Source organism: Trichocoleus sp. FACHB-46 (genome assembly GCF_014695385.1).
Lineage (GTDB): Bacteria > Cyanobacteriota > Cyanobacteriia > FACHB-46 > FACHB-46 > Trichocoleus.
The window spans coordinates 144,380-166,307 of record NZ_JACJOD010000028.1; the positions used below are offsets into that span (position 1 = coordinate 144,380).

General features: G+C 47.8%; 19 protein-coding genes. 11 read left to right on the plus strand and 8 right to left on the minus strand.

Going from position 1 to position 21,928, the window contains the following annotated elements; translation table 11 throughout:
• The first annotated feature begins 65 nt into the window (after positions 1–65).
• The 6 genes from H6F72_RS16150 to H6F72_RS16175 all read left to right on the plus strand — a co-directional run bounded on the left by H6F72_RS16150 (position 66) and on the right by H6F72_RS16175 (position 6,840).
• Positions 66–338: a hypothetical protein gene (locus H6F72_RS16150; RefSeq protein ID WP_190437602.1), complete on the plus strand. Its 273-nt coding sequence runs from the start codon at positions 66–68 to the stop codon at positions 336–338.
• Positions 335–1,132 (plus strand): tryptophan-rich sensory protein, encoded by a 798-nt coding sequence (locus tag H6F72_RS16155; RefSeq protein WP_242016971.1) that lies wholly within the window; start codon positions 335–337, stop codon positions 1,130–1,132. The genes H6F72_RS16150 and H6F72_RS16155 overlap by 4 nt, the downstream gene beginning before the upstream one ends.
• 139 nt (positions 1,133–1,271) lie before the next feature.
• Positions 1,272–1,757 carry a response regulator gene (locus H6F72_RS16160; protein WP_190437606.1) on the plus strand — a complete coding sequence of 162 codons (486 nt, stop codon included), beginning with the start codon at positions 1,272–1,274 and terminating at the stop codon, positions 1,755–1,757.
• Positions 1,758–1,915: 158 nt separating this feature from the next.
• Positions 1,916–4,690 carry a PAS domain S-box protein gene (locus H6F72_RS16165; protein ID WP_190437610.1) on the plus strand — a complete coding sequence of 925 codons (2,775 nt, stop codon included), beginning with the start codon at positions 1,916–1,918 and terminating at the stop codon, positions 4,688–4,690.
• A 200-nt stretch (positions 4,691–4,890) separates the two neighbouring features.
• Complete coding sequence (locus tag H6F72_RS16170) at positions 4,891–5,079, plus strand: ATP-binding protein (RefSeq protein WP_199299123.1); 189 nt, start codon at positions 4,891–4,893, stop codon at positions 5,077–5,079.
• Positions 5,080–5,271: 192 nt separating this feature from the next.
• Positions 5,272–6,840 (plus strand): response regulator, encoded by a 1,569-nt coding sequence (locus tag H6F72_RS16175; protein WP_190437614.1) that lies wholly within the window; start codon positions 5,272–5,274, stop codon positions 6,838–6,840.
• A gap of 12 nt (positions 6,841–6,852) precedes the next feature.
• Here H6F72_RS16175 and H6F72_RS16180 read toward each other — a convergent pair whose 3' ends face one another.
• A complete protein-coding gene (locus H6F72_RS16180) occupies positions 6,853–7,770 on the minus strand; it encodes a hypothetical protein (protein ID WP_190437618.1) in 918 nt (305 codons plus the stop codon).
• Between the two features lie 348 nt (positions 7,771–8,118).
• On the opposite strand from H6F72_RS16180, the gene hppD reads away from it, so the two are divergent.
• The 3 genes from hppD to H6F72_RS16195 are packed head-to-tail and all read left to right on the plus strand — an operon-like array spanning position 8,119 to position 11,325.
• On the plus strand, positions 8,119–9,207 hold the full coding sequence (gene hppD / locus H6F72_RS16185; RefSeq protein WP_190437620.1) for a 4-hydroxyphenylpyruvate dioxygenase: 1,089 nt from the start codon (positions 8,119–8,121) through the stop codon (positions 9,205–9,207).
• Positions 9,208–9,213: 6 nt separating this feature from the next.
• Positions 9,214–10,371: a homogentisate 1,2-dioxygenase gene (locus tag H6F72_RS16190; protein WP_190437623.1), complete on the plus strand. Its 1,158-nt coding sequence runs from the start codon at positions 9,214–9,216 to the stop codon at positions 10,369–10,371.
• Positions 10,372–10,413: 42 nt separating this feature from the next.
• The gene (locus H6F72_RS16195; protein WP_190437626.1) at positions 10,414–11,325 is read left to right on the plus strand and encodes a hypothetical protein; all 912 of its coding nucleotides are present in this window, start codon (positions 10,414–10,416) and stop codon (positions 11,323–11,325) included.
• 8 nt (positions 11,326–11,333) lie between these two features.
• Here the strand turns inward: H6F72_RS16195 and H6F72_RS16200 are convergent, their stop codons facing one another.
• Positions 11,334–13,391, minus strand: coding sequence for a cupin-like domain-containing protein (locus tag H6F72_RS16200; protein WP_190437628.1), 2,058 nt, complete (start codon positions 13,389–13,391; stop codon positions 11,334–11,336).
• 240 nt (positions 13,392–13,631) lie between these two features.
• Here H6F72_RS16200 and H6F72_RS16205 point away from each other — a divergent pair, with 240 nt between their 5' ends.
• Together H6F72_RS16205 and H6F72_RS16210 are read left to right on the plus strand one after the other, a co-directional pair.
• Positions 13,632–15,710, plus strand: coding sequence for an AMP-binding protein (locus H6F72_RS16205; protein WP_242016972.1), 2,079 nt, complete (start codon positions 13,632–13,634; stop codon positions 15,708–15,710).
• A gap of 45 nt (positions 15,711–15,755) precedes the next feature.
• Positions 15,756–16,925: a pyridoxal phosphate-dependent aminotransferase gene (locus H6F72_RS16210; protein ID WP_190437629.1), complete on the plus strand. Its 1,170-nt coding sequence runs from the start codon at positions 15,756–15,758 to the stop codon at positions 16,923–16,925.
• 21 nt (positions 16,926–16,946) lie between these two features.
• Here H6F72_RS16210 and H6F72_RS16215 read toward each other — a convergent pair whose 3' ends face one another.
• From H6F72_RS16215 to H6F72_RS16235, 6 genes are read right to left on the minus strand one after another with little or no spacing between them, the layout of a single operon-like run.
• Positions 16,947–17,603: a hypothetical protein gene (locus H6F72_RS16215; RefSeq protein WP_190437631.1), complete on the minus strand. Its 657-nt coding sequence runs from the start codon at positions 17,601–17,603 to the stop codon at positions 16,947–16,949.
• An 11-nt stretch (positions 17,604–17,614) separates the two neighbouring features.
• A complete protein-coding gene (gene kbl / locus H6F72_RS16220) occupies positions 17,615–18,799 on the minus strand; it encodes a glycine C-acetyltransferase (RefSeq protein WP_190437633.1) in 1,185 nt (394 codons plus the stop codon).
• A gap of 44 nt (positions 18,800–18,843) precedes the next feature.
• Complete coding sequence (locus H6F72_RS30795) at positions 18,844–19,371, minus strand: hypothetical protein (protein WP_255527348.1); 528 nt, start codon at positions 19,369–19,371, stop codon at positions 18,844–18,846.
• Positions 19,372–19,414: 43 nt separating this feature from the next.
• The gene (locus H6F72_RS30800) at positions 19,415–19,813 is read right to left on the minus strand and encodes an NAD-dependent epimerase/dehydratase family protein (protein WP_255527349.1); all 399 of its coding nucleotides are present in this window, start codon (positions 19,811–19,813) and stop codon (positions 19,415–19,417) included.
• Between the two features lie 51 nt (positions 19,814–19,864).
• Positions 19,865–21,157 (minus strand): cysteine desulfurase-like protein, encoded by a 1,293-nt coding sequence (locus H6F72_RS16230; protein ID WP_190437635.1) that lies wholly within the window; start codon positions 21,155–21,157, stop codon positions 19,865–19,867.
• 37 nt (positions 21,158–21,194) lie between these two features.
• Entirely contained in the window at positions 21,195–21,869 is a 675-nt protein-coding gene (locus H6F72_RS16235; protein ID WP_190437639.1) for a 2OG-Fe dioxygenase family protein, read from the minus strand.
• Positions 21,870–21,928: the final 59 nt, after the last annotated feature.

Sequence of the window (21,928 nt, forward strand, 5' to 3'; positions counted from 1 at the left end):
CAGCTAGGCCAAGCCCTCCCCTCGATTGGTGCTGTTTAGACTGGAAGGAGACGTTTGTGAATTCTATGAGTCAGAATCCTGTGCCTAATTCTGAGAGTGTGGCAGACGCATTGATTGCTGATTTGAGACAAGAGGGGCAACTCATCAATTTAATTCTTCAAGGATGTATTGAGCTGCGTTGGGCAATCGGTCCAGAAGAACAGGACATTGCTAGAGCCATGATTTACAATGCGTTTGAAACCTACGCCTTGGAGCGAGGCATGTCTTTAGCAGCAGCCGAGCAGTTTTGTGAGCAGCATTTAGAAGACCTGATTCAGGATATTTTAGCCGTTTTATGAAAGTGTCGCCGCCAGAATCTAGATCGGGATCGCGCGCAGGCATGAGCTTGGCGATCGCAACGCTTGTGGCCATCGTCGCAACGCTGCTAGTCAATGCCCTCTCGAATTTTTTCCCGATTGCGGGGTTAAACATTGGCGCGGTTGCCAACACCATTCTGGGGGGTGTGCAGATTACCCCGGCTAACTACGCCTTTGCAATTTGGGGTCTAATTTATCTTGGACTCATTGCCTATGGGGTTTATCAGCTCGGCCCTGCTCAGCGCCAAGAGGCTACGCTGCGGCGGGCTAGCTCTCTGCTGATTGTGGCTTGCTTAGCTCAGATTGCTTGGGTTTATCTCTTCACGCTACAACTGTTTTGGCCTTCAGTGGCGGCAATGTTAGTGATTCTGCTGCCATTGATTGGAGCTTATTTGCAGCTACATGATGGCGGACGAGTGTCGCGCGATCGCCAATGGTTGGCCCATATCCCGTTTAGCATTTACTTAGGCTGGATTTCTGTCGCTACCATCGTCAATGTAGCCTCAGCGCTGTATAGTTCTGGCTGGGATCGCTGGGGTTTAAGTGCCACTAGTTGGACAGTCGCGATGTTGGTCGTTGCGACAATCATTGGAGCGCTTGTGGCCATACGACGCGCTGATATTGCCTTTACCTCGGTGTTCATCTGGGCCTTTGTGGCGATCGCAGTGCGTCAATTAGCGAACTCAGCCATAACGGCGACTGCGATTGGTGGAGCGATCGTCATGGCTGTGCTCTTAATATTCATTAACCGTAAATATAACCAACGCCACCTTTAGAGGTAATTTTTCACCCTGTACTTGAAGTTTCGGGCCTTCAGACGAGTGAGTCTATCGGAAGGTAGGGAGCGTATGGGCCGACATGCAGTAGAACAAACATAGGAGTGTTACATTTGCTGGGCGCAAGTACGAGTTTCAAATGTATCAAATTGCGATCGTTGATGATAATGAGGCTTGGTGCTTCATTTTAGAGGCTAGGCTAGGTCAACATGGCTATGCTGTGTCCACCTTTACTGATCCAGATGCTTTTCTGCGAGAAGCAGAGCGATTTGATCTCGCCCTGATTGACTTTTCCATGCCCCCACGACGCTACCAAATCAATACAGATGGCCCGGATGTGATTTGCCGATTGAGGCAGCGTGTAGCTAATCCACCTTTGGTAATTTTGATTTCATCTTTTTTCACGGATGATATCCTCAGTCAAACTTCTGATCTGGGGCTGGAAGCCGATGCTTACCTCAGCAAAAGTGTTGAGTCAGCAGGACTGCTGCGACAGATAGACCGCTTGCTAGCTCCTAAACGATCGCTGGCTAGAGAAAAATCTCAAGGGAGAACTGATAGCCAACAGCGCTCAGAACGCTCTTCCGTGATGGAGATGGGCGACTCCTTGCGGCGCTGCGGTTAGTTAAAGTAGTGTCATTGCTACTTATCGCTACCTGAAAGGCTGTTGAAGCTACAGAAGTCAGATTAGGATGAGTTTAGAGCGATCGCAATTCTGCTAATTTCTTTAGAAAGGCATAAAAGCAGCAAAGCGCCTCCGAACTCTCTAAGGAAACTTGGGTAATGGCCAGAGCAAAGCAGTTGCTGCAATCAGAGTATAGTGTTGCAGTGTTGGCAACCCTATTCGCTCTATTATTGCGATTCTTGCTAACGCCACTGCTACGCGAAAACGCTCCACTTTTGGTTTTCGTCTTGCCCGTCATGTTTAGTGCTTGGTACGGCGGGTTCCGAGCAGGGCTACTTGCAACCGGATTATGCACGTTATTCGGAACTTATTTCTTTATCCCCCCGTATTTCAGCTTACAGGTTACGGATGCAGTTAACCTAACCCGAATTTCAATCTTTGTCTTTGAGGGTCTATTCATTAGTTGGCTCAGTCAATCTTTACGAAGTGCTAGACAAAGGGCTGAAAAGGCTTTTGCGATCCTGAAAGAGAGTGAGGAGCAATACCGTCTTCTGGTAGAGGGAGTCCGGGACTACGCCATCTTTGGGCTGGATGCTAACGGATACATTACCAGTTGGAACAGTGGCGCAGAAGTACTGAAGGGATATAAGGCCGCAGAAGTCTTGGGTCATCATTTTTCGATCTTTTATCCAGAAGCAGCGATCGCTCAAAATAAGCCTGCTTATGGGTTGCAAGTTGCAATTGCAGAAGGACACTATACAGACGAAGGTTGGCGGAGACGCAAGGATGGTTCGTTGTTTTGGGCAAGCGTAGTGATTACTGCCCTCTACGATGAGAACCAGAAGCTATATGGTTTTTCTAAAGTCACTCGCGACATTACAGAACGTAGGCGTAGTGAGCAAGCCTTGCAAGAGAGCTATAACTTGCTGGAGCGGGTGATTGAAGAAACGGCAGATGCGGTGTTTGTCAAGGATCTTCAGGGAAAATATCAACTAGTTAACTCGGCAACAGCACGTGTTTTTGGTAAGCCAAAGACAGAAATTTTAGGAAAATCCGATCTAGAGTTAATTCCTTTGAAGCAGGCGATCGCGCTGCAAAAGATCGATCGCTCTGTGATAGAAACAGGCATCTCGCAAGCCTCGGAAGAACCCCTTTTAGTAGCAGGCGAGGTCCGCATATTTCTCACAAGCAAAGATCCTTGCCGTGATGCTGAAGGAAACATCGTGGGTGTGATTGGGGTAGCGCGGGATCTAACGGAACGCATCCAAGCGGAGATGGCTCAGCGGCAACTACTCAAAGACCTGTCAGATGTGAAATTTGCTCTGGATCAAGCTGCAATTTTAGCCACCACAGATAGTCATGGCGTGATCACAGAGGTCAATGACCAGTTTTGTCAAATCTCGCAATTTAGCCGAGCTGAATTGATTGGCCAAACACATCGCCTGATCAACTCTGGCTACCACTCTCAAGAATTCTTTCGGCAGCTCTGGTCCACGATTACTCAGGGAGAAGTTTGGCAGGGAGAGATTAAGAACCGAGCCAAGGATGGCACCAGCTATTGGGTTGACACCACAATCGTGCCGTTTTTGGATGAATCAGGTAAGCCGCTGCAATATCTCGCGGTTCGGTTTGATATCACAACTCGCAAGCAAGCAGAAGCCAAACTGCAACGTTCAATTCAACGCCTAGAAGCCGTACATCAGATTGACCAAGCAATTCTAAGCCTAGAGGCTCCATCTGCGATCGCCCATTCCGCTCTATCTCACCTGAGCAACGTGCTGCCTTGCAACCAGTCGGCTGTGGTTCTGTTTGACATCGAAGCCGCTGAACTTCAGATCCTAGCTGGAGCAATTGCCAATGATGTGGCAGGAACTGTCCTCCCGATTAGAGATCGCTTTCCAATTGCCATGCTATGGGATCGAGAACCGATTTGGTATGTCCAAGACCTAGCAGATTTGCCGCAACGCTCCGTGGGCTTAGAGCAAATCCTGACCGCTGGATATCATAGCTTTCTGGCGATCGCCCTCACCGTTGAGAACTCTGTTTTAGGAGATTTGATTTTATTGGCTCAGGCAAGGGATGCCTTTAGTGCTGAAGATCAACAAATTGCTCAAGAAGTGGCAAGTCAGCTGGCGATCGCGATTCAGCAAACTCGATTGCGAGACCAACTTCAAGGTTATACCAATCAACTAGAACAACGAGTGGCAGAACGCACTACAGCTCTCGAAGAAGCAATTGATGGCTTAGAGACTTTTAGCTATTCGGTGTCCCACGATTTACGCGCTCCCCTACGGTCTATGCAGGGTTTATCTCAAGCCCTTTTGGAAGACTACGGCGATCGCCTGGATGCCATAGGGCAACGGTACGCTCAGGAAATTTCGGCTTCTGCCCAACAAGCGGACCAGCTAGTCAACGATTTGCTAGATTATGGGCGCTTGTCGCGAGCGGAGATTATTGTTCAACCGCTCAACCTAACTGAATTGGTAACGACAGTAGTTGAGAAAACAGAAGCTGAGTGGCAAGCCCGACCCGCAATGGTGACAGTGGATCACCCACTGCCAGAGGTGATGGGCCATCGGCTCACCCTGATTCAAGCTTTGCTGAATCTTCTAAACAATGCGGTGAAGTTTGTCCCCCCAGACAGACAGCCTCAGATTCACATCTGGGCAGAATTGCGGTCTGGATGGGTGCGGCTGTGGATCGAAGATAACGGCATTGGCATTGCCCCTCAATATCATGAGCGGATTTTTCAAGCCTTTGAGCGATTGCACACCAGGCAGGCTTATCCGGGGACAGGTGTAGGGCTGGCGATCGTCCGCAAAGGAGCTGAGCGTATGAGAGGGCGAGTAGGAGTCGAGTCAGCCTTGGGGCAAGGAAGCCGCTTTTGGTTAGAGTTACAAGCAGGCGAGGAGAGCAGCACCGCTGAGCCTTGATTTATTATTTCTACGAATAAATATCTTTTGAAGAATGGAGCCCATGAGGACAGTCAATGGATATTTTGGTTATCGATGACAACTAGGGCGATCGCTTGTTGGCAGAACGCGAGCTATACCCTATTAAATTTGTATCTCCTGGCATACAGCCACAGGTAAGGATATGGACCGAACATCGGGATCACTAGGTGTGCCTGTGGGTGGAAGATAACGGCATCGGGATCGCTTCCGAAAACCAGAATCGTATTTTTGGTGGATTTGAGCGCCTACATGCCGAAGAAACTTATCTTGTTACTGGCATTGGATTAGCCATTCTGCGGCGTGCGTTGGAGCGGATGTGTGGGCAGACTAATGTGGAGGCTGATCTGGGTACAGGCAGGCGCTTTTAGCTCGAATTACCAGTCCCCGCTGAGTTCTAATATGATTCAGTGTCAATTAATACAAGAAAATATATTGAGTGATTTCTTTAACAAGCAGTACAGTCTTAAGGTTGATTCCCAGCTTGCCTGCTAACGCTGTAACCTGATCTTTAGCTTTTCGCCTATTCCCTCGTCCACCCTGCGCCACCCGCTGAAATTGTAATGCTCCGTGTCTTGCTGATTGACGATAATCAGGGCGATCGCCTACTCGCCATTCGTGAATTGAAGAAAACGTTTTTCGATTTGCAAGTTCAAGAAGTTGGTGAGGCGAGTGAGTTTACCCAAGCTCTGGAGGCAGGAGAGTTTGATTTGGTCGTGACTGACTACCAACTGCGTTGGAGCAACGGCTTAGAAATCCTACAAAGTATAAAACTTTGCTACCCCCACTGCCCTGTAGTGATGTTTACAAACAGTGGCTCTGAGGAAGTGGCTGTCAGGGGTATGAAGCAGGGCTTGAGCGACTATGTGCTAAAGGGCAAGCCATTATATCGCTTGGCTATTGCCGTACAAGAAAGCTTAGACAAAGAACGGCTCCGCCGGGAGTACGAAGAAACGCTAGAACAACTGAGGCTTTCAGAAGAACGGTTCCGCCAGCAAGCTAAAGAGCTAGAGGAAGCCAATCAACTTAAGGATGAGTTTCTCGCAGTGCTGTCTCACGAGTTGCGATCGCCCTTGAACCCGATTCTAGGCTGGGTCCAAATCCTTCGCAGCGGTAAGTTAGATGCAGACAAAGTGAACTACGCTCTAGAAACGATTGAGCGTAATGCCAGACTGCAAACTCAATTAATCGAAGACTTATTAGATATTTCCCGCATTTTGCGCGGCAAACTCCACTTAAACAGTACGGCGGTTGACCTAGTGCCCACCATTGAGGCCGCTTTAGAGAATATCCGTTTAGCGGCTGAAGCTAAGCATATTCAACTTACGACTCGCTTAGAACCACGAGGTAAATTTATCGCTGGAGATGTGGCTCGCCTGCAACAGATTCTCTGGAATTTGCTTTCTAATGCGATTAAATTTACGCCGACTGGAGGCAAAGTTGAAGTTTGCTTAGAATATGTTGATCTAGAAGCCAAAATCACAGTCAACGATACAGGCAAAGGAATTAACCCAGAGTTTCTACCACATGTGTTTGACTACTTTCGCCAAGCTGACAGCTCTACCACTCGCAACTTTGGCGGCTTAGGTCTGGGATTAGCGATCGTTCAACACTTAACAGAGATTCATGGTGGCAGGGTGCAAGCTGCGAGTTTAGGGGAGGGTCAAGGTGCCACTTTTACGGTGCTGCTACCTTTGCTGACCACAGATACAGAAGGAGTTGGCACGGCAGTTCTGGTTGATCAATCTTCCAATTTGCAAGGAGTCAAAGTGCTTGTAGTAGACGATGAACCGGATAACTTAGAGCTGGTTCATTTTGTCCTCGAAGATGTAGGCGCAACAGTCATTGCAGTATCTTCAGCGCGAGCTGTATTGGAGCTATTACTAGAATTTCAACCCGATGTTCTAGTCAGCGATATTGGGCTGCCTGAAATGGATGGGTATGCTCTATTGCGAGAAGTTCAGGCTTTAACCTCACAACTGGGAAGAAGTCTGCCTGCGATTGCGCTGACTGCTTATGCGGGTGAAGTCAACCAACAACAAGCGATCGCTGCTGGATTCGAGATTCATCTAGCGAAACCCATCGACCCCCTTGAGTTAATCACCGCGATCGCAAACTTATCCAAGAGATAAAGATAGGCTGATTTATATCTTTTTGCTGCTAAGTTCTTGTCTTGTCTGTGGCTCAGGTTTTGATAAGAGCTGCATGGCTTGCAGTCCAGCAATTGGTTCTACAAACGAGCAGGAGCCGAAGGAACGGAAGATCTGTTTACGGGCGATCGCTAGTTCTGGCAGGCTGAGCTGATGTTGGTTCCAGCTAATAGCGCTGTCTGTTAGTAGAAACTGATCAGCCGACTGTTCTTGCAGCAAGCTTAAACCAGCTTCCGAAGTAATCTTTTGCCAGTAGACCAAAGCTGAAGCCAGCGCCACATTTAAGAAACCAGGCATCGTTGTGACCTCACTCTCTGGTTCGTAGGTCAACGGGTACTCGCCAGGTATGGGGTGATGAAGACCTGCAGTGGCCTTGAAGGAGACTTGAGCCTGAGCACAGGCAAAGATAAATTCGTAGAGTTGTACTGCACTTGGAAAGGCAGCCGCAGTTATGCCACCAGTCCGAATTTTGGCAGAGGCTCCTTGGTGGTGTAACACGTCTAAGTAAGGAGTTAAATCCTGATCCAGAGGAATTTCAAAAAAGGTTTCTACTTGTGGCAGTAGATCGAGAGCGGTGATTTCAGTTGCTGTTAAGGGAGGAAATTCTAGAGCTTGGAGGGCGATCGCAGGGTTATGAGCCGCTAAAGATTGAACTCGACTGAGAACAGGCTCAAAATCCTGAGAAATAACGATACTAAGCGGCCACTGGGCGAGCGGGAAGGTAGGTAAGAGAGCAATGAATTCTTCTAGGTGTGAGGCGGGCAGGACGAATCGCCCCAGCATCCAAGCGTCAGGAGAAGCGTGATATTGAGCATAATTCGCCATTGCTGCTTTTAGGCTCAACTGAGCGGGTGGAAAGAAACCTGCATAATCTACGATCGCTGAAAGAAAGGTACTAACTGATGACAGCATCTAGCGTTACCTCAAATACGGATTATCTTCGAGGTGGTTTAGATGTCCGTACTCAACCTAATTGCCTTGTCAAAAATTAACCCTTGAGACGGACCAAAAATAAAATCTATAATCTTACTATAGGGTTAGTAGCAAGTGAGCTGCAAACCACAGAACCCCTCTCAGGACGAGTCTGTATTCTGACGCTGCATTGACAGAAAACATCTCTGATTTAAGTAATGAGATCGCTCCAGTGAATAAAGGTAGGTAAGGTCGAGCGCCTTTTATCAGCTGGAATAGTCATGGATTTTGGTGTGAGGAGTGGGAGCGGTGCCCTGCGGTAGAAGCGGCTGGTCAGGAGGAATCCCCATGCATGATATTTGCCCGATTAAACGCTTTGATCACCTAGAATTCTACGTGGGTAATGCCAAGCAAGCAGCGCTCTTTTATGCTGATTGCTTTGGTTTTACCAATACTGCTTATCGGGGATTAAGTACTGGAAGCCGCGACGTAACCTCCTATGTCATGGAGCAAGGAGAAATTCGTTTGGTCCTAAGTAGCGCTCTGCACCCCGATCACGCGATCGCGCAGAGCGGGTTGAAACATGGCGATAGTGTGGCAGTGATTGCTCTAGAAGTGCCAGATGCAGAGAAAGCCTTCTGGGAAACAACATCTCGTGGAGCTAGAGAAGCGATCGCACTGACTGAGGAGCAAGACGAGCAAGGGGTGTTTCGCTACGCCGTTATTCATGTCTATGGAGATATGCTAGTTAAGTTTGTTGAGCGCAGCCAATACCAAGGATTTGCTCCTGGTTTCGCTATGCGTCAGCAGGCTCATCAACGGGTTGGTGCAGGGCTAACCGCGATTGATCATGTCGTAGCCAACGTAGAATATGGCGCAATGGATCGCTGGGTACAGTTCTTCACCGATACGCTGGGCTTTGAGCTATTGATGCACTTTGATGATCAGGCAATTTCTACAGAATATTCTGCTTTGATGTCTAAGGTGATGCGCGATCGTACAGGCAAAATTAAGCTACCCATCAACGAGCCCGCCTATGGCAAACGCAAATCACAGATTGATGAGTTCTTGGAATATCACCACGGACCTGGGATTCAGCATATCGCTTTAGCAACCAACAATATTATTGAAACAGTCACCCAACTAAAACGCTCTGGCGTTGAGTTCCTCCAGACTCCCCCGACATATTACCAAAACTTAGCTTCCCGTGTCGGTGCTCTAGAAGAACCGATTGATCAACTTGCTCAGTTAGGCATTCTGATCGATCGCGATTCGGAAGGCTATCTCCTCCAGATCTTCACCCAACCTGTCCAAGACCGCCCCACCCTATTCTTTGAGATCATTCAGCGCCACGGAGCCCAAGGATTTGGTGAAGGCAACTTTAAGGCACTGTTTGAAGCGATCGAACGAGAACAAGCGCTGAGGGGAAATCTTTGAGAAGTTATGAGCTACTACTACAAACTAGGAGCAATTCCCCATAAACGGCACACGCAGTTCCGTCAACCGGATGGCTCGCTTTATCACGAAGAATTGATTAGTGTCCAAGGGTTTTCGGGGGTGCAATCTTTGCTGTACCACTTGCGGCCACCAACTCAGGTTTATAAGGTGTTATCTCATCAAGACACCAAGATTGTTCATGAGGAGTCGAGTGCCTTGCGGCATCGTCATTTACGCACCGCAGATGTCACAGCAGGTGGAGATGCGATCGCGGCTCGAATTCCTTTACTAGTAAATGCCGATGTCTGTATTTCTGTCGCTCGACCAACAGAGCCGATGGCTTACTGGTACCGCTTTGCTCACGGAGATGAGGTGATCTTTATCCATCAGGGTACAGGGATATTGGAGAGCCAATATGGGGTGCTGCCTTATCGACCGGGAGATTATTTGGTAATTCCAACCGGGGTACTGTGGCGGATTCTGCCAGATGCAAAAAGCGAGCAGCGGATGTTGGCGATCGAAGCTCAGGGACATATCGAACCACCTCAGCGGTATCTAAATCGGTACGGCCAGTTTCTGGAACATGCACCTTACTGTGAGCGGGACATTCGCCCACCCCAAGACTTAGTGGTTCACGATGAAGCAGGGGAGTTCGAAGTTCAAATTAAAACTCAGGGTTGTATTACGCATTATCTCTATCACTATCATCCGCTAGATGTGGTGGGTTGGGATGGTCATCTGTATCCTTATGCTTTAAATATTGAGGATTTTGAACCAATTACCGGACGGGTGCACCAGCCGCCTCCTGTGCATCAAACCTTTGCGGCGGCTGGGTTTGTGATTTGTTCTTTTGTGCCGCGTCTGTTCGATTACCATCCACTCGCCATTCCTGCACCCTACAATCACTCCAATGTCGATTCGGATGAGGTGCTTTACTACGCTGCGGGTAACTTTATGTCACGCAGAGGCATCGAAGAAGCTTCTGTCACTGTGCATCCTAGCGGCATCCCCCACGGTCCCCATCCCGGTATGTATGAAGGGTCAATTGGTAAAGAGCGCACCGATGAATTAGCTGTCATGATTGACACCTTCCGCCCCCTCAAGTTAACGGCTCAGGCTACGCACTTAGAGGATCTCAATTATCTCTACAGTTGGAGCGCTTAATCTGGACTTTTAGTTTTTCTCTCTCTTCTCAGGAGAACTTCGATGATGACTACAGTTCTCAACTCGCCTACTCCTGCAATCTCTGCTCGAATTCAAGAACGTTTGCAGCAAGGCCAGCTAACTCAAGACCAAGTGACCGAGTTTCAAGCTTTTCTGGCTGAAATCGATCGCCACTTTCTGCAACACCGGATTATTACAGACAATGCTTACACCCGTTGGTTTCAGCAAGGTGAAGCGGCAGATGCTGAGTTGCGGCATTTTATCCAGCAATTCTCGGTTTTCTCTAATCAGTTTCTAATTGCAGCGCTACAAAAGGAGATTAATGCTCCCACGCTCCAACAGTCGCGGGCGAGCCGAGAAATTCTCTTAAATGAATTAGGCGTAATCTACCGTAAAACTGGGCAAGCGATCGCCAATCAGCCATCTTTAACCGAGGCAGAAAAAGAGCGAGAAGGTGATCCAGAACTGGTCGGAACAGAAGGCACAGTAGATGGAGGGATTTGTCGTTTCCGCGCCGCTCACTTTGAATGGTTGGTGGCAGTGGCAGCGAGTTTAGGGCTGAATTTCGCGGATATTGGTAAACGCAAGCATGGCACGCCAGCAACGCTGCATTTCTGCGATGAGTTAATTCGGCTTTACGGCAGCGACGACCCCCAAATCGCGGAAGGTGCGAGCTTTGCGGTGGAGCATTGGGCCGCAGCAGGCTTCTGGCAAGAGCTAGAAGATGGTTTACTGAAGATTAAACAAATTCGACATCCTCAACTACCGCTAGCCTTCTTCACCTGGCACAACCGCGTAGAAGCGCAACATGCAGGACATACCTTAGAAGAGATTGAAGCTGTTTACTTCAGCTCTGATTTTGATCCAGTCAAGTTTTTTCAAGGAGGTCGAGAGATTCTGGAAGCGATCGCGGTCTTTTGGAATGGCTTAGCGAGCGATCTTTACATGCAATAACCACCTGCTTAAAAAATTGTCTTGAGTAGCAAGTTATCCATCAACTTGTGATCTACCAAATATTTGACAATTGCATGCCCTGATTCCTCAAATGCTTGAATTGTGCAGTTTGGTAAGGCATTAAAGCGGCTAGCATGCAGATCGTCTAAATTCACAGTTCCAGGTGTTTCTGGATCTAGCTTTTTACCATAGAAGATACGTATATCTGGAGTATGAGGAGAAGTCTGGCAGAGTGTAGGCAAGTCAAAATAACGAACACTAGGAGGATTTGTCTCTAGGGCTTCCATGATGGAGAGCCAGCGAGTATCGCCCATTGCGATCGCTTGAGCGGAGTCTAGGCAGGACAGAGGACCAAAAGTAATGATCTGATCGGCTCCTAACAGTTGTCCAAACATAATGGCGGCATACCCACCCATAGACTGCCCAATCATAATGACTTTGCTAGGGGCAATTTGAACAATTAGTTGTTTCAGGCTATCTACAACTTCGTTAACTGTGTGTCCTAGTCCTGGGATGCCGCGCTGATACCAACTGTTGGATAAGTCTCGCACCAAAATTCGGTTGATAGGTTTAGCAGCTAACTGAGCCAATTTTTTGGTTCTGCCGTAAAAATCAAACTGAGGAAGACCATCCCAAGAGACAAAACCAAACGAAATAGTTAACGGTTCCCCGGCAAAGATCTCATCTACCAGGTATGAAGCATTGGTGCTCTCAACTATCTCATTCGTGAGAGGGCCATGATTCAGGACCAAATTAGACTGCTGAGCCAGCAAAGTTGCTTGCCCTGACGCTACCTGACTACTTTGAGCCGCTTTGCCTGTCGATGATATGTCTGTCGATGAAGTGATATGAGGGTTTTGATGTGAGTATGTGTTGGGGAAGATGAAATTGGTAAATGACAGCGAGATGCTAACGTCCAGCCCTTTGACTTGATGCCACCATCCCACTGGTACGAAAATTACTTCTCCAGGTTCTAATACTGTTTCAATAATCTGAACATCTTTAACGAGTGGATACTTTTCGTAATCTATATTCTCCAAATCTACACGACTGAAGACACCAATATCGTTGTAAACCAAGGGAGTGGCAGCGGGTGAAATTAGCCGCCAGCGCTTGCGTCCATACACTTGAGCCATCATCAAGTTCATTGGGTCGTGGTGCAACGGAGTAACGGTGCCTGCTGGCCCAAACCAAAAGAAGACTGTGCCTTTTGTGCTTTCAGGGTTCAGTAGTTCCGGAAACATGATAAAGTCCTTGAACAGACCTTTGAGGTCTTCGCGCTCAAGGTTGCCATTGTTGGCAACCATGTAGTAGTCATTACTTTCTCCACCCTGAACCACCATATCTACATATTCGCTAAGCTTGATTGCCCGCTTATATTGATTAGTATTGATTTCGTAGCTGGGGTCTGAGGTGCGACCAAATTGGATTTGTACTTCTGCTTGACCGTAATTCGTCTTTAAAAAGTCAGGAGTCCACGAGGAAAGGGCAGGCCAGTCCGCCATCATGCCTGTCAAAATAACAGGTGTGTTGGTTGCGTAATATTTTTCTAAAAATTCTTCTCTAGAGATGCGATCGCGTCGTTCAATCGTACTAAAGTTAGGAGATAGCTGTGTGAGTTGGCGTTGAATCGTCAGAATAGACTCTAGTTTACGTAGACGTTGCAGTGTTTCACTTTCTGTTTGAAAGGTTTTTTCGGTTGCAATATAGCTGACTGCCTGAGTTGCTAGGGCTGCATCAATTCCTTCGCGGACCATTGTCTCAACTAAAACAGAGTCTGGAACTTGGCGAAGCTTGTTCTCAATGATCCATTGTTTCCAAGGCTCAGAGAGATTTAAGGCCGATGAATCTGCCTGACTTGCTACAGATGTCTGTGGGATTACCTTTTGTTGTTCTAGTTCCAAAATTTTGGCAGCAAGATTCATCCGCTCTTGTACAGAGAGCTGCTCACTGGACAACATTGCCTCCAATGTTTCTATTGCTCGCTCAACTAAATTGCCAAATTTTGGTGATTGAGCAATCGCTGTGGGATCAAGATTGAGTGCCAACTGCTTTTCTGTAAACATATTAAATGTTTGTAATCAATCTCTAACTCTTGGAAATCAAGCTTAGTAAAGCTTTAGAGGTCAGGCAGATAAGTGTATTAACATAGATGCAGAGGAGTGTTTCAAGCTTCATCATACACGCTCTAAATTTTGATTCCATTTCCTCTCAAATGACTTGAAGCTTTTCATCACTCCCCATCAGGCAGCTAGATTCAAATCTATTTTTGCAAGGGGTGAATTGCGATCGCCAAACAACTGTCCTTGGCGCAACTTCTGATCTGTGGCATTGAAAACCACATTGCCACTCAACTTTTAACCCAGATCAATCAGTTGCTTGTTGCTTTACCAACGATTGAGTGTTGGCAATATTTCACTCAGCATCTTCTGAAGCCTGAGCATCCTTGGGCGTTACATCAACTCCTCTACACTGAAACTTTTGCTGACTGGGATGAAAAACAGGGGCCGCCTCCTGCTTGGTCTCCTTCTCTGGAGCAAATTCAGTCTACAAATATTGCGGCTTTGATGCGAAAACAGGCGATCGCAACCTACCCGGAATTACATGCTTGGTCCTGTCAGCATCGAGATGAGTTTTGGCAAATCATGATGCGACGGTTGGGAATTCGCTTTCAGCAAAACTATACACAGATTCTAGATTTATCCCAAGGAGTTGAATCGCCTCAGTGGTTGATCAACGCTCGGCTCAATATTGTAGAAAGTTGTTTCCAAGCCCCCGATAGCGCTATAGCCATTGTCTTTCAACCGGAGGGGGGTTCTCTGGATACCCTCACCTATGGCGAACTGCGTAGTTTGGTGAATCAGGTTTCAAATGGTCTAGTAGAACTGGGTCTACGACCAGGAGACGCGATCGCTGTTGTCTTACCGATGACAGTAGAAGCAGTTGTGATTTATTTGGGGATTGTTCAGGCGGGTTGTGTGGTGGTGTCGGTCGCGGATAGCTTTGCTGCACCTGAAATCGCTATCCGCTTACAGATTGCGCAAGCAAAAGCAGTATTCACGCAAGCCTTGATTCTGCGGGCTGGAAAGCAATTGCCTCTCTATACCAAAGTCATAGAGGCACAGTCTCCAAAAGCGATCGTTCTTGCTGCTTCTTCTAACACTCAATTGCGATCGGGTGATCTGTCCTGGCAAGATTTCCTGAGTGATCGCCAGCAATTTCAGCCTATACCTGCGGTTTCATCAGCTCACACTAATATCTTGTTCTCTTCTGGGACCACTGGTGAACCCAAGGCAGTTCCTTGGACGCAGACCACGCCGATTAAATGTGCCGTGGATGGACATCTACACCAAGACATTCATGCTGGAGATGTGGTGGCTTGGCCGACAAACCTGGGTTGGATGATGGGTCCGTGGCTGATCTATGCCAGTTTGATTAATCAGGCCGCGATCACCTTGTACTATGGTACTCCGACGACCAGAGAGTTCGGAAAATTTATTCAAGACGCTCAGGTAACGATGCTGGGTGTAGTGCCTAGTTTAGTAACAGCATGGAAAAATACTGATTGTATGAAAGGACTGGACTGGAGCACAATTAAAACTTTTAGCTCTACAGGTGAGTGTTCTAATTCACAGGATATGTTGTTCCTCATGTCTTTGGCAGGCTATAAACCCATCATAGAATACTGCGGTGGGACCGAAATCGGTGGAGCATATATCACTGGAACTGTAGTACAACCCTGCGCTCCTGCAACTTTTACCACTCCTGCTCTCGGTCTTGATGTTGTCATTATGAACCCAGAGGGACAGCCAGCAGAGAGAGGTGAAGCATTCATCATTCCTCCGTCTATTGGGCTCTCAACTGAACTGCTGAATCGGGATCATCATCAAGTGTACTTTGCCGATACACCTTGTTTACCTGTCGTGCGCGAGGCTATAGAAGCCAAGAGTCAAAGAGGCTTTTCTCATGCTTCACCCTCCATCCCTCTTCGTCGCCACGGCGATCGCTTAGAACGTTTACCCAACGGCTACTATCGAGCCCAGGGACGAGTAGATGATGCAATGAATTTGGGTGGAATTAAGGTGAGTTCCACAGAGATCGAGCAAGTGCTGAATAGAGTTGAGGATATTGGTGAGACAGCGGCGATCGCGATCGCTCCTCCGGGCGGTGGTCCTAGCCAGTTAATTATTTATGCGGTTGTTGTCCCGAATAGCTCGAAAACTAGAGAGGAACTAAAAACCTCTCTGCAAACTGCGCTCGCTCAGAATCTCAATCCTCTCTTCAAAATTCGTGATGTGGTCATGTTGGATGCTTTGCCACGGACAGCTTCTAACAAGGTGATGCGACGGGTGCTGCGTGACCAATACCGTCTAACGCCTTTATGAGGGAGATTTAGGGAGCTAGCTGATTTTTCATACAGTGAGGTAATTATGACAATATTTGCAGAACGTATGAGTCACCTAGGCACTGAATCCGCTTTTGAGGTGCTTGCTAGAGCTAAAAAGTTAGAAGCTCAGGGCAAAAGTGTGATTCATCTAGAGATTGGTCAGCCCGATTTTCCCACCCCTGACAATATCTGTGAAGCCGCTTGCCGAGCCATGCGCGAAGGATATACGGGCTATGGTCCTGCAGCTGGGTTATTGGAGTTTCGCAAAGTAGTTGCTGAGTATATTGCAGCGACCAGAGGTGTGGAAGTTCATCCCGATGAAGTCGTCGTCACACCTGGAGCTAAACCAATTATTTTTTTCACGATATTGACGCTGGTGAATCCGGGAGATGAGGTCATTTATCCCAATCCAGGTTTTCCGGTTTATGAATCGGTAATCAGTTTTGTTGGCGCTAAAGCTGTGCCTTTACCGTTACGGGAAGAAGTAGATTTTCGCTTTCGGATTGAAGACTTAGTTAGTGCTATTTCCGATCGCACCAAACTCTTAATTATTAATTCTCCTCAAAATCCTACAGGCGGGCTGTTGGCCGCAGAAGATTTGGCTGCGATCGCAGAGCTAGCCAATAAACATGATTTCTATGTGCTCTCTGATGAGGTTTATTCCCGGATGGTCTATGGCGAGAAGCATCAAAGTATCTTAAGTTTGCCAGGGATGAAAGCGCGGACTATTTTGCTGGATGGTCACTCGAAAACCTATGCGATGACAGGCTGGCGCTTGGGGTATGGTGTGGCTCCTCAGGCCATCACGGAAAAGATGGTGCAACTGATGATTAATTCTAATTCTTGCACCTGCTCTTTTACACAAATCGCTGGAATGGAAGCATTGACTGGGCCACAGGATGCGGTGGAGCAAATGATGGCTGAATTCCAACAACGGCGAGATGTGATTGTTGAAGGACTCAATGCGATCGCTGGAATCCAATGTCGCAAACCCACAGGTGCGTTCTATGTATTCCCCAATGTCAAGCAACTACCCCTCTCTTCTGATGCGCTGGCTGATTATCTTTTGCAGGAAGCAAATGTCGCCGTCCTCTCAGGAACTGCTTTCGGTGAGTATGGTGATGGCTACTTAAGACTTTCCTACGCTAATTCTCCAGAGAATATCCATGAGGCGTTAGAACGAATTCAAATAGCGATAATTAAGCTTAAGTAGGCGCAACGGAAAGAGGGGGGGTTAAGTTTCTTCGGTAAGACGTAAGGCAGCAATGTTTTGACAAGAGAAAGTGGCTCCCTCTACACATCGACGGTGAATCAATTCTATGATCTGTCTGGCTGAATTTTTGAAAGACCACTGACACAGGCAACCATCATCTTGAGGTGCTACTGATAAGGGTACAAAGCCTTTGCTCTGCCATACTTCGGCTGCTGCATTTATATCATTGGTACGCAGGGCAACATGATGAACGGTATTTAAGCCCCGCTCTTGCAAAAGGCGATCGAGCTGATCACTAGATGCGTGGGGAGCGGCTAGGACCAGAATGCCGCCGGATGGCATTAGCACTGAGAGCAAATACATCGTTAGATCAGCCGGGAAAGTGGTGAAACCTGGGCAGAAGTCTTGTGGCCATATTCCTGGCCCTTCAATGGTTTTCGCTCCATACTGAATTAAGCGGTTGGCGTATTGGGTGAGATCCACGGAGCTGGAGAACAACATCACCAAGTGATCTATAACCACCCTTTCACCAAATAAGATGGTTACAAATGCAGCATCTAGAAACTCAGGTTGTTTGCCTGCCTCTTTGTAGAAAAGCAGTCCATCAACTTCTACATAAGGTGGCTCGTGAATGCTTTGAGGCTGGTTTGCAGTGCGATCGCGAGTAGAGTATGACATAACCAATTCACCTAAATCACGCCATGTTTTTTGCCGACTCTTGCAAACGCATCAATACAGTGGTCAAGATGGGCTTGGGTATGAGCAGCAGAGAGCTGGATTCGAATGCGGGCCTGACCTTGAGGCACCACAGGATAGCTAAACCCAATCACATAAATGCCTTCCTCTAGCAGATCATGTGCCATATCCTTGGCTAACTTGGCTTTGTAGAGCATGATTGGCACAATGGGATGGATACCTGGTTTAATGTCGAAGCCGCGATCGCTCATCTGCTGCCGAAAGTAGCGTGTATTCTCCATCAGGCGATCGCGTAGCTCACTAGTTTCGTTGAGCAGATCTAAGACTCGAATGCTGGTGTAGGTAATGGCAGGAGCCAATGTATTAGAGAACAGATAAGGCCGCGATCGCTGCCGCAGTAGATCCACTATCTGTTTATGAGCAGCGGTAAAGCCACCAGAAGCACCTCCTAAGGCTTTCCCAAGAGTGCTGGTGATAATATCTACTCGCCCGATTACGCCACAATGCTCGATCGAACCCCGTCCCTGGGCTCCCAAAACTCCGGTGCCGTGGCTATCATCTACCATGACCAAAGCATCATATTTCTCCGCTAAGTCGCAAACTTGCTCTAGCTGGGCAATCTCTCCATCCATGCTAAAAACGCCATCTGTGGCAATCAGCCGAATTTTAGCGGTCTGAGTCTCTTGCAGAACTTGTTCTAATTCCTGCATATCACTATGCGCATAGCGATACCGCTTAGCTTTGCACAGCCGAATGCCATCAATAATGCTGGCATGGTTTAGGGCATCGCTGATTACCGCAGACTCAGCATCAAGGATGGTCTCAAATAATCCTCCATTCGCATCAAAACAGGAGGTGTAGAGGATCGCGTCCTCCGTGCCCAAGAATTCTGAAATCCGAGCCTCCAGCTCTTTATGAATCACTTGAGTACCACAGATAAAGCGCCCAGAGGAGAGGCCAAATCCGTACTTGGCAATTCCCACCTGCGCCGCTGCTACGACATCAGGATGATTAGCCAATCCCAAGTAGTTGTTGGCGCAAAAGTTCAGTACTTCCCTGCCACCCTGAACCACAATTTCAGCTCCCTGTGGCATTGTTAGCGCCCGTTCTTCTTTACTTAAGCCCGATTGCTGGATCTCATCTAGGAGGGTTTGAAAAATAGCTTTGGAGGTAAACATGACCAAATTAAAACGAACTAAAAAGTGTTAATGAAAGTCAAAAGTCAGCTTCTCACGGCTGGCTTTTGGCTTGTGACTTCTATCCTTTGCGAGAGCTTTTCTAACATATCCACCACGATCGCCGATAAGCCATATTGATGCCTCCAACCCCAATCGGCTCTTGCGCGTGAATCATCAATCACAGCAGGCCAAGAATCTGCGATCGCTTGACGAAAATCCGGTGCGTAGTGGCAGTTAAAATGAGGAAGATGCTTTTGAATTTCAGTGACCAATTCGGCAGCAGAGAAACTCACGGCAGTAATGTTATAACTGGAGCGAATTTTAATCGAATTTGGCTCAGCAGCCATTAAATCTAAAATGGCACGGATAGCATCTGGCACATACATCATGGGTAGCCGAGTTTCTGGACGCACAAAGCAGGTGTAAGTGCCGTGCTGAAGCGCTGCTGCAAAAATTTCTACCGCAAAATCTGTGGTGCCGCCGCCCGGAGGAGTGCTGTAGCTGATGATGCCTGGCAAACGTAGACTCCGGACATCAACGCCAAAGTGGTGCGCGTAGTAATGGCAGAGCAATTCCCCTGTAACCTTAGTGATCCCGTAGATCGTAGCGGGATCTTCAACCGTAATTTGGGGTATCTAGTTTAGGGGTGTGAGGCCCAAAGACCGCGATCGAGCTAGGAAAAAAGACTTTTAACTGATATGTTTTTGCAGCTTCTAAAATGTTTCTCAAACCATTGACATTGACATCCCAGCAGCGATCTGGGTATTTTTCTCCTTTGGCCGAGAGTACTCCGGCAAGATGATAGATCGTTTGAATCTGCTCTTGTTCAATGATCGTCTGTAGCTGCTGATGGTTAGTAACATCTAGGGTTTTATACAAGTAGAAATTGTTTTCAGAATGAGGTGGCGATCGCCCACTTTCTACAACCTGTTCTACTCCATAGATCTGACGCAGAACTGTCACCAAGTCACTTCCCAGTTGCCCTTGCGACCCAGTTACTAAAATTCTGTTCATTTCTCATTACCCCTCGTAGCTAATATTCCATAGTGGTGGGGATAGGTTTAGCTAAGATATATGTTGAGAGGATAATCTATTTGCAAAACCCACCCCTACAGGTTCGGTCATTTCATGTAATGCCTGTAGTAACCGATTCACCTCATCCATCGTGTTGTAGTGCACCAAGCCAATCCTCAGTAAACCACCGCTTGCTGCCAGCCCTAGCCGCTCTATTACGCCTAAGGCATAGAAGTGACCATGCCAGGTGAAGATAGCGCGATCGCCCAGTTGAGTCGCGAGTTCCGCAGGGGTGTAGCCCTTGATGCGGAGACCGAAGGTTGGGGTACGTTCAGCTAAGCGGTTTAGCTCGGTGATGCCATAGATGGTTAAACCAGGGATCTCCAGCAATCCCCGCAGTAATGCTTGGCTCAGTTCGGCTTCATAGGTGTGAATCGCAGATGTAACGGCAGTTAGAGCCGCCCGGCGGTTTTGCATAGATGGGTCAACTCGATGTCCCAGTTCAGTTAAGTAGCCCAGGGTAGCAAGCAGACCTGCCATACCTTCATAGTTTTGCGTCCCTGTTTCCCAGCGAGACGGCACCTCATCGGGAGCAGGCAGGACTTTGTAAGGCTGGAGGCGTGCTAAATGTTCTCGCTTGCCATATAGAATCCCTAGGTGAGGCCCAAAGAATTTATAAGCTGAGCAGACGAGAAAATCACAATCTAAGGCTTGCACATCGATTGCGCCGTGGGGGGCATAGTGAACGGCATCTACAAACACCCGAGCGCCCACTTGGTGAGCGAGTTGAGCAATTTTAGCAACATCATTAATGGTACCGACAGCATTGGAGGCATAGCCGATCGCCACTAACTTGGTGCGCTCATTTAGCGATCGCGTCAACTCCTCCCAATTCAGAGTGCAATCTTCGGGATGAATATCCACCGTGCGAATCACAATTCCCTGCTCCGCTAGAGCTTGCCAGGCAGAAACATTGGCGTAGTGGTCGAGGGCGGTGACAATGATTTCATCTCCGGGTTGCAGGGTCCGACCAATGGCGCGGCTGATGGTGTAGGTGAGAGTGGTCATGTTGGCACCGAACACAACTTCATCACTGCCACAGTTGAGAAAGTCAGCAACAGCATCACGAGCGGCGGCAATTAGCGCATCTGTCCGCTGGCTCGTAGCAAAAGCACCATGAGCATTGGCGTTGGAGGTGAGCAAGTAGTCGCTGATGGCATCCACTACCGCCTTTGGGACTTGAGTACCACCAGGACCATCGCAAAAGATAGCAGGTTGACCGTTGATTTCTTGCGTCAAGGCTGGAAACTGGGAGCGAATCCAGTTGAGGTCAAGGGCAATCATAAACGTCTCCCCATTAATGTTGATTTGGGTGGAAGGTTTATTCTGGTGGAAAGAGCCCAGGGCAAGTGAAGACAAAGACATCTCTCTCCCCAGCTTCAGGGGCGATCGCACTCACAGAGGAGGTGAAATGAAAATATTGATCATCTCTAAATACTAGAAGCTCGCCTGGATTGAGCACTTTAGTAAAAGCTGGACTGCCCTGCTTATCTTTGTAGAGATGTGTTTCACCCCCCTCAATTTGCATGCGATTGACAGAGAAGATACCCACTAAATCAACCCCATCCCGGTGAATTCCTTCTGGAGCCGGATTCCCCACCTGTTGAGAGGTAGCTGTGGTTCTAATTTGATGAACCGCAACTTCTTTATGAGGAGTGCAAAGTTGGCAAAACTGGAAAAATTCCCAGATGATTTTTTGAAAGTCTTCCAGCTCAATTAATGCATCATCCAGCTCGGCATATTCTCTCGCTACATCGCCCAATAAGGGATTGTAAGCTTTCGATTGGAATAAACGTCGATGGGGTAATTTAACCAAGCGATCGCCTTCAATTTGAAAATGAGAGAGACGCCTAAAGCGGTAATTGCCCGTTAAATAAGGATCGGGTGGCAGGGTGTCAAAGAAGGGCTTGAGTTGGTCTACCTTTACAGCTGTCACCATTTCTAGAATGTAGCTGGCTAGGCAATCAAACTCCTTCGGCTTGGATAAGTTCAGCATGTCACTTAACTTCCTCGCTTAAATTTTTCAGCAGCGTCTAGTTCTGCTAGCTTGAATCA

What these genes read in the sequence shown, in the direction of transcription:
- H6F72_RS16150 (WP_190437602.1), top strand. Translation starts at nt 66, where the DNA reads ATGAGTCAGAATCCTGTGCCTAATTCTGAGAGTGTGGCAGACGCATTG.
- H6F72_RS16155 (WP_242016971.1), top strand. Translation starts at nt 335, where the DNA reads ATGAAAGTGTCGCCGCCAGAATCTAGATCGGGATCGCGCGCAGGCATG.
- H6F72_RS16160 (WP_190437606.1), top strand. Translation starts at nt 1,272, where the DNA reads ATGTATCAAATTGCGATCGTTGATGATAATGAGGCTTGGTGCTTCATT.
- H6F72_RS16165 (WP_190437610.1), top strand. Translation starts at nt 1,916, where the DNA reads ATGGCCAGAGCAAAGCAGTTGCTGCAATCAGAGTATAGTGTTGCAGTG.
- H6F72_RS16175 (WP_190437614.1), top strand. Translation starts at nt 5,272, where the DNA reads ATGCTCCGTGTCTTGCTGATTGACGATAATCAGGGCGATCGCCTACTC.
- H6F72_RS16180 (WP_190437618.1), bottom strand. Translation starts at nt 7,770, where the DNA reads ATGCTGTCATCAGTTAGTACCTTTCTTTCAGCGATCGTAGATTATGCA.
- hppD (WP_190437620.1), top strand. Translation starts at nt 8,119, where the DNA reads ATGCATGATATTTGCCCGATTAAACGCTTTGATCACCTAGAATTCTAC.
- H6F72_RS16190 (WP_190437623.1), top strand. Translation starts at nt 9,214, where the DNA reads ATGAGCTACTACTACAAACTAGGAGCAATTCCCCATAAACGGCACACG.
- H6F72_RS16195 (WP_190437626.1), top strand. Translation starts at nt 10,414, where the DNA reads ATGATGACTACAGTTCTCAACTCGCCTACTCCTGCAATCTCTGCTCGA.
- H6F72_RS16200 (WP_190437628.1), bottom strand. Translation starts at nt 13,391, where the DNA reads ATGTTTACAGAAAAGCAGTTGGCACTCAATCTTGATCCCACAGCGATT.
- H6F72_RS16210 (WP_190437629.1), top strand. Translation starts at nt 15,756, where the DNA reads ATGACAATATTTGCAGAACGTATGAGTCACCTAGGCACTGAATCCGCT.
- H6F72_RS16215 (WP_190437631.1), bottom strand. Translation starts at nt 17,603, where the DNA reads ATGTCATACTCTACTCGCGATCGCACTGCAAACCAGCCTCAAAGCATT.
- kbl (WP_190437633.1), bottom strand. Translation starts at nt 18,799, where the DNA reads ATGTTTACCTCCAAAGCTATTTTTCAAACCCTCCTAGATGAGATCCAG.
- H6F72_RS30800 (WP_255527349.1), bottom strand. Translation starts at nt 19,813, where the DNA reads ATGAACAGAATTTTAGTAACTGGGTCGCAAGGGCAACTGGGAAGTGAC.
- H6F72_RS16230 (WP_190437635.1), bottom strand. Translation starts at nt 21,157, where the DNA reads ATGATTGCCCTTGACCTCAACTGGATTCGCTCCCAGTTTCCAGCCTTG.
- H6F72_RS16235 (WP_190437639.1), bottom strand. Translation starts at nt 21,869, where the DNA reads ATGCTGAACTTATCCAAGCCGAAGGAGTTTGATTGCCTAGCCAGCTAC.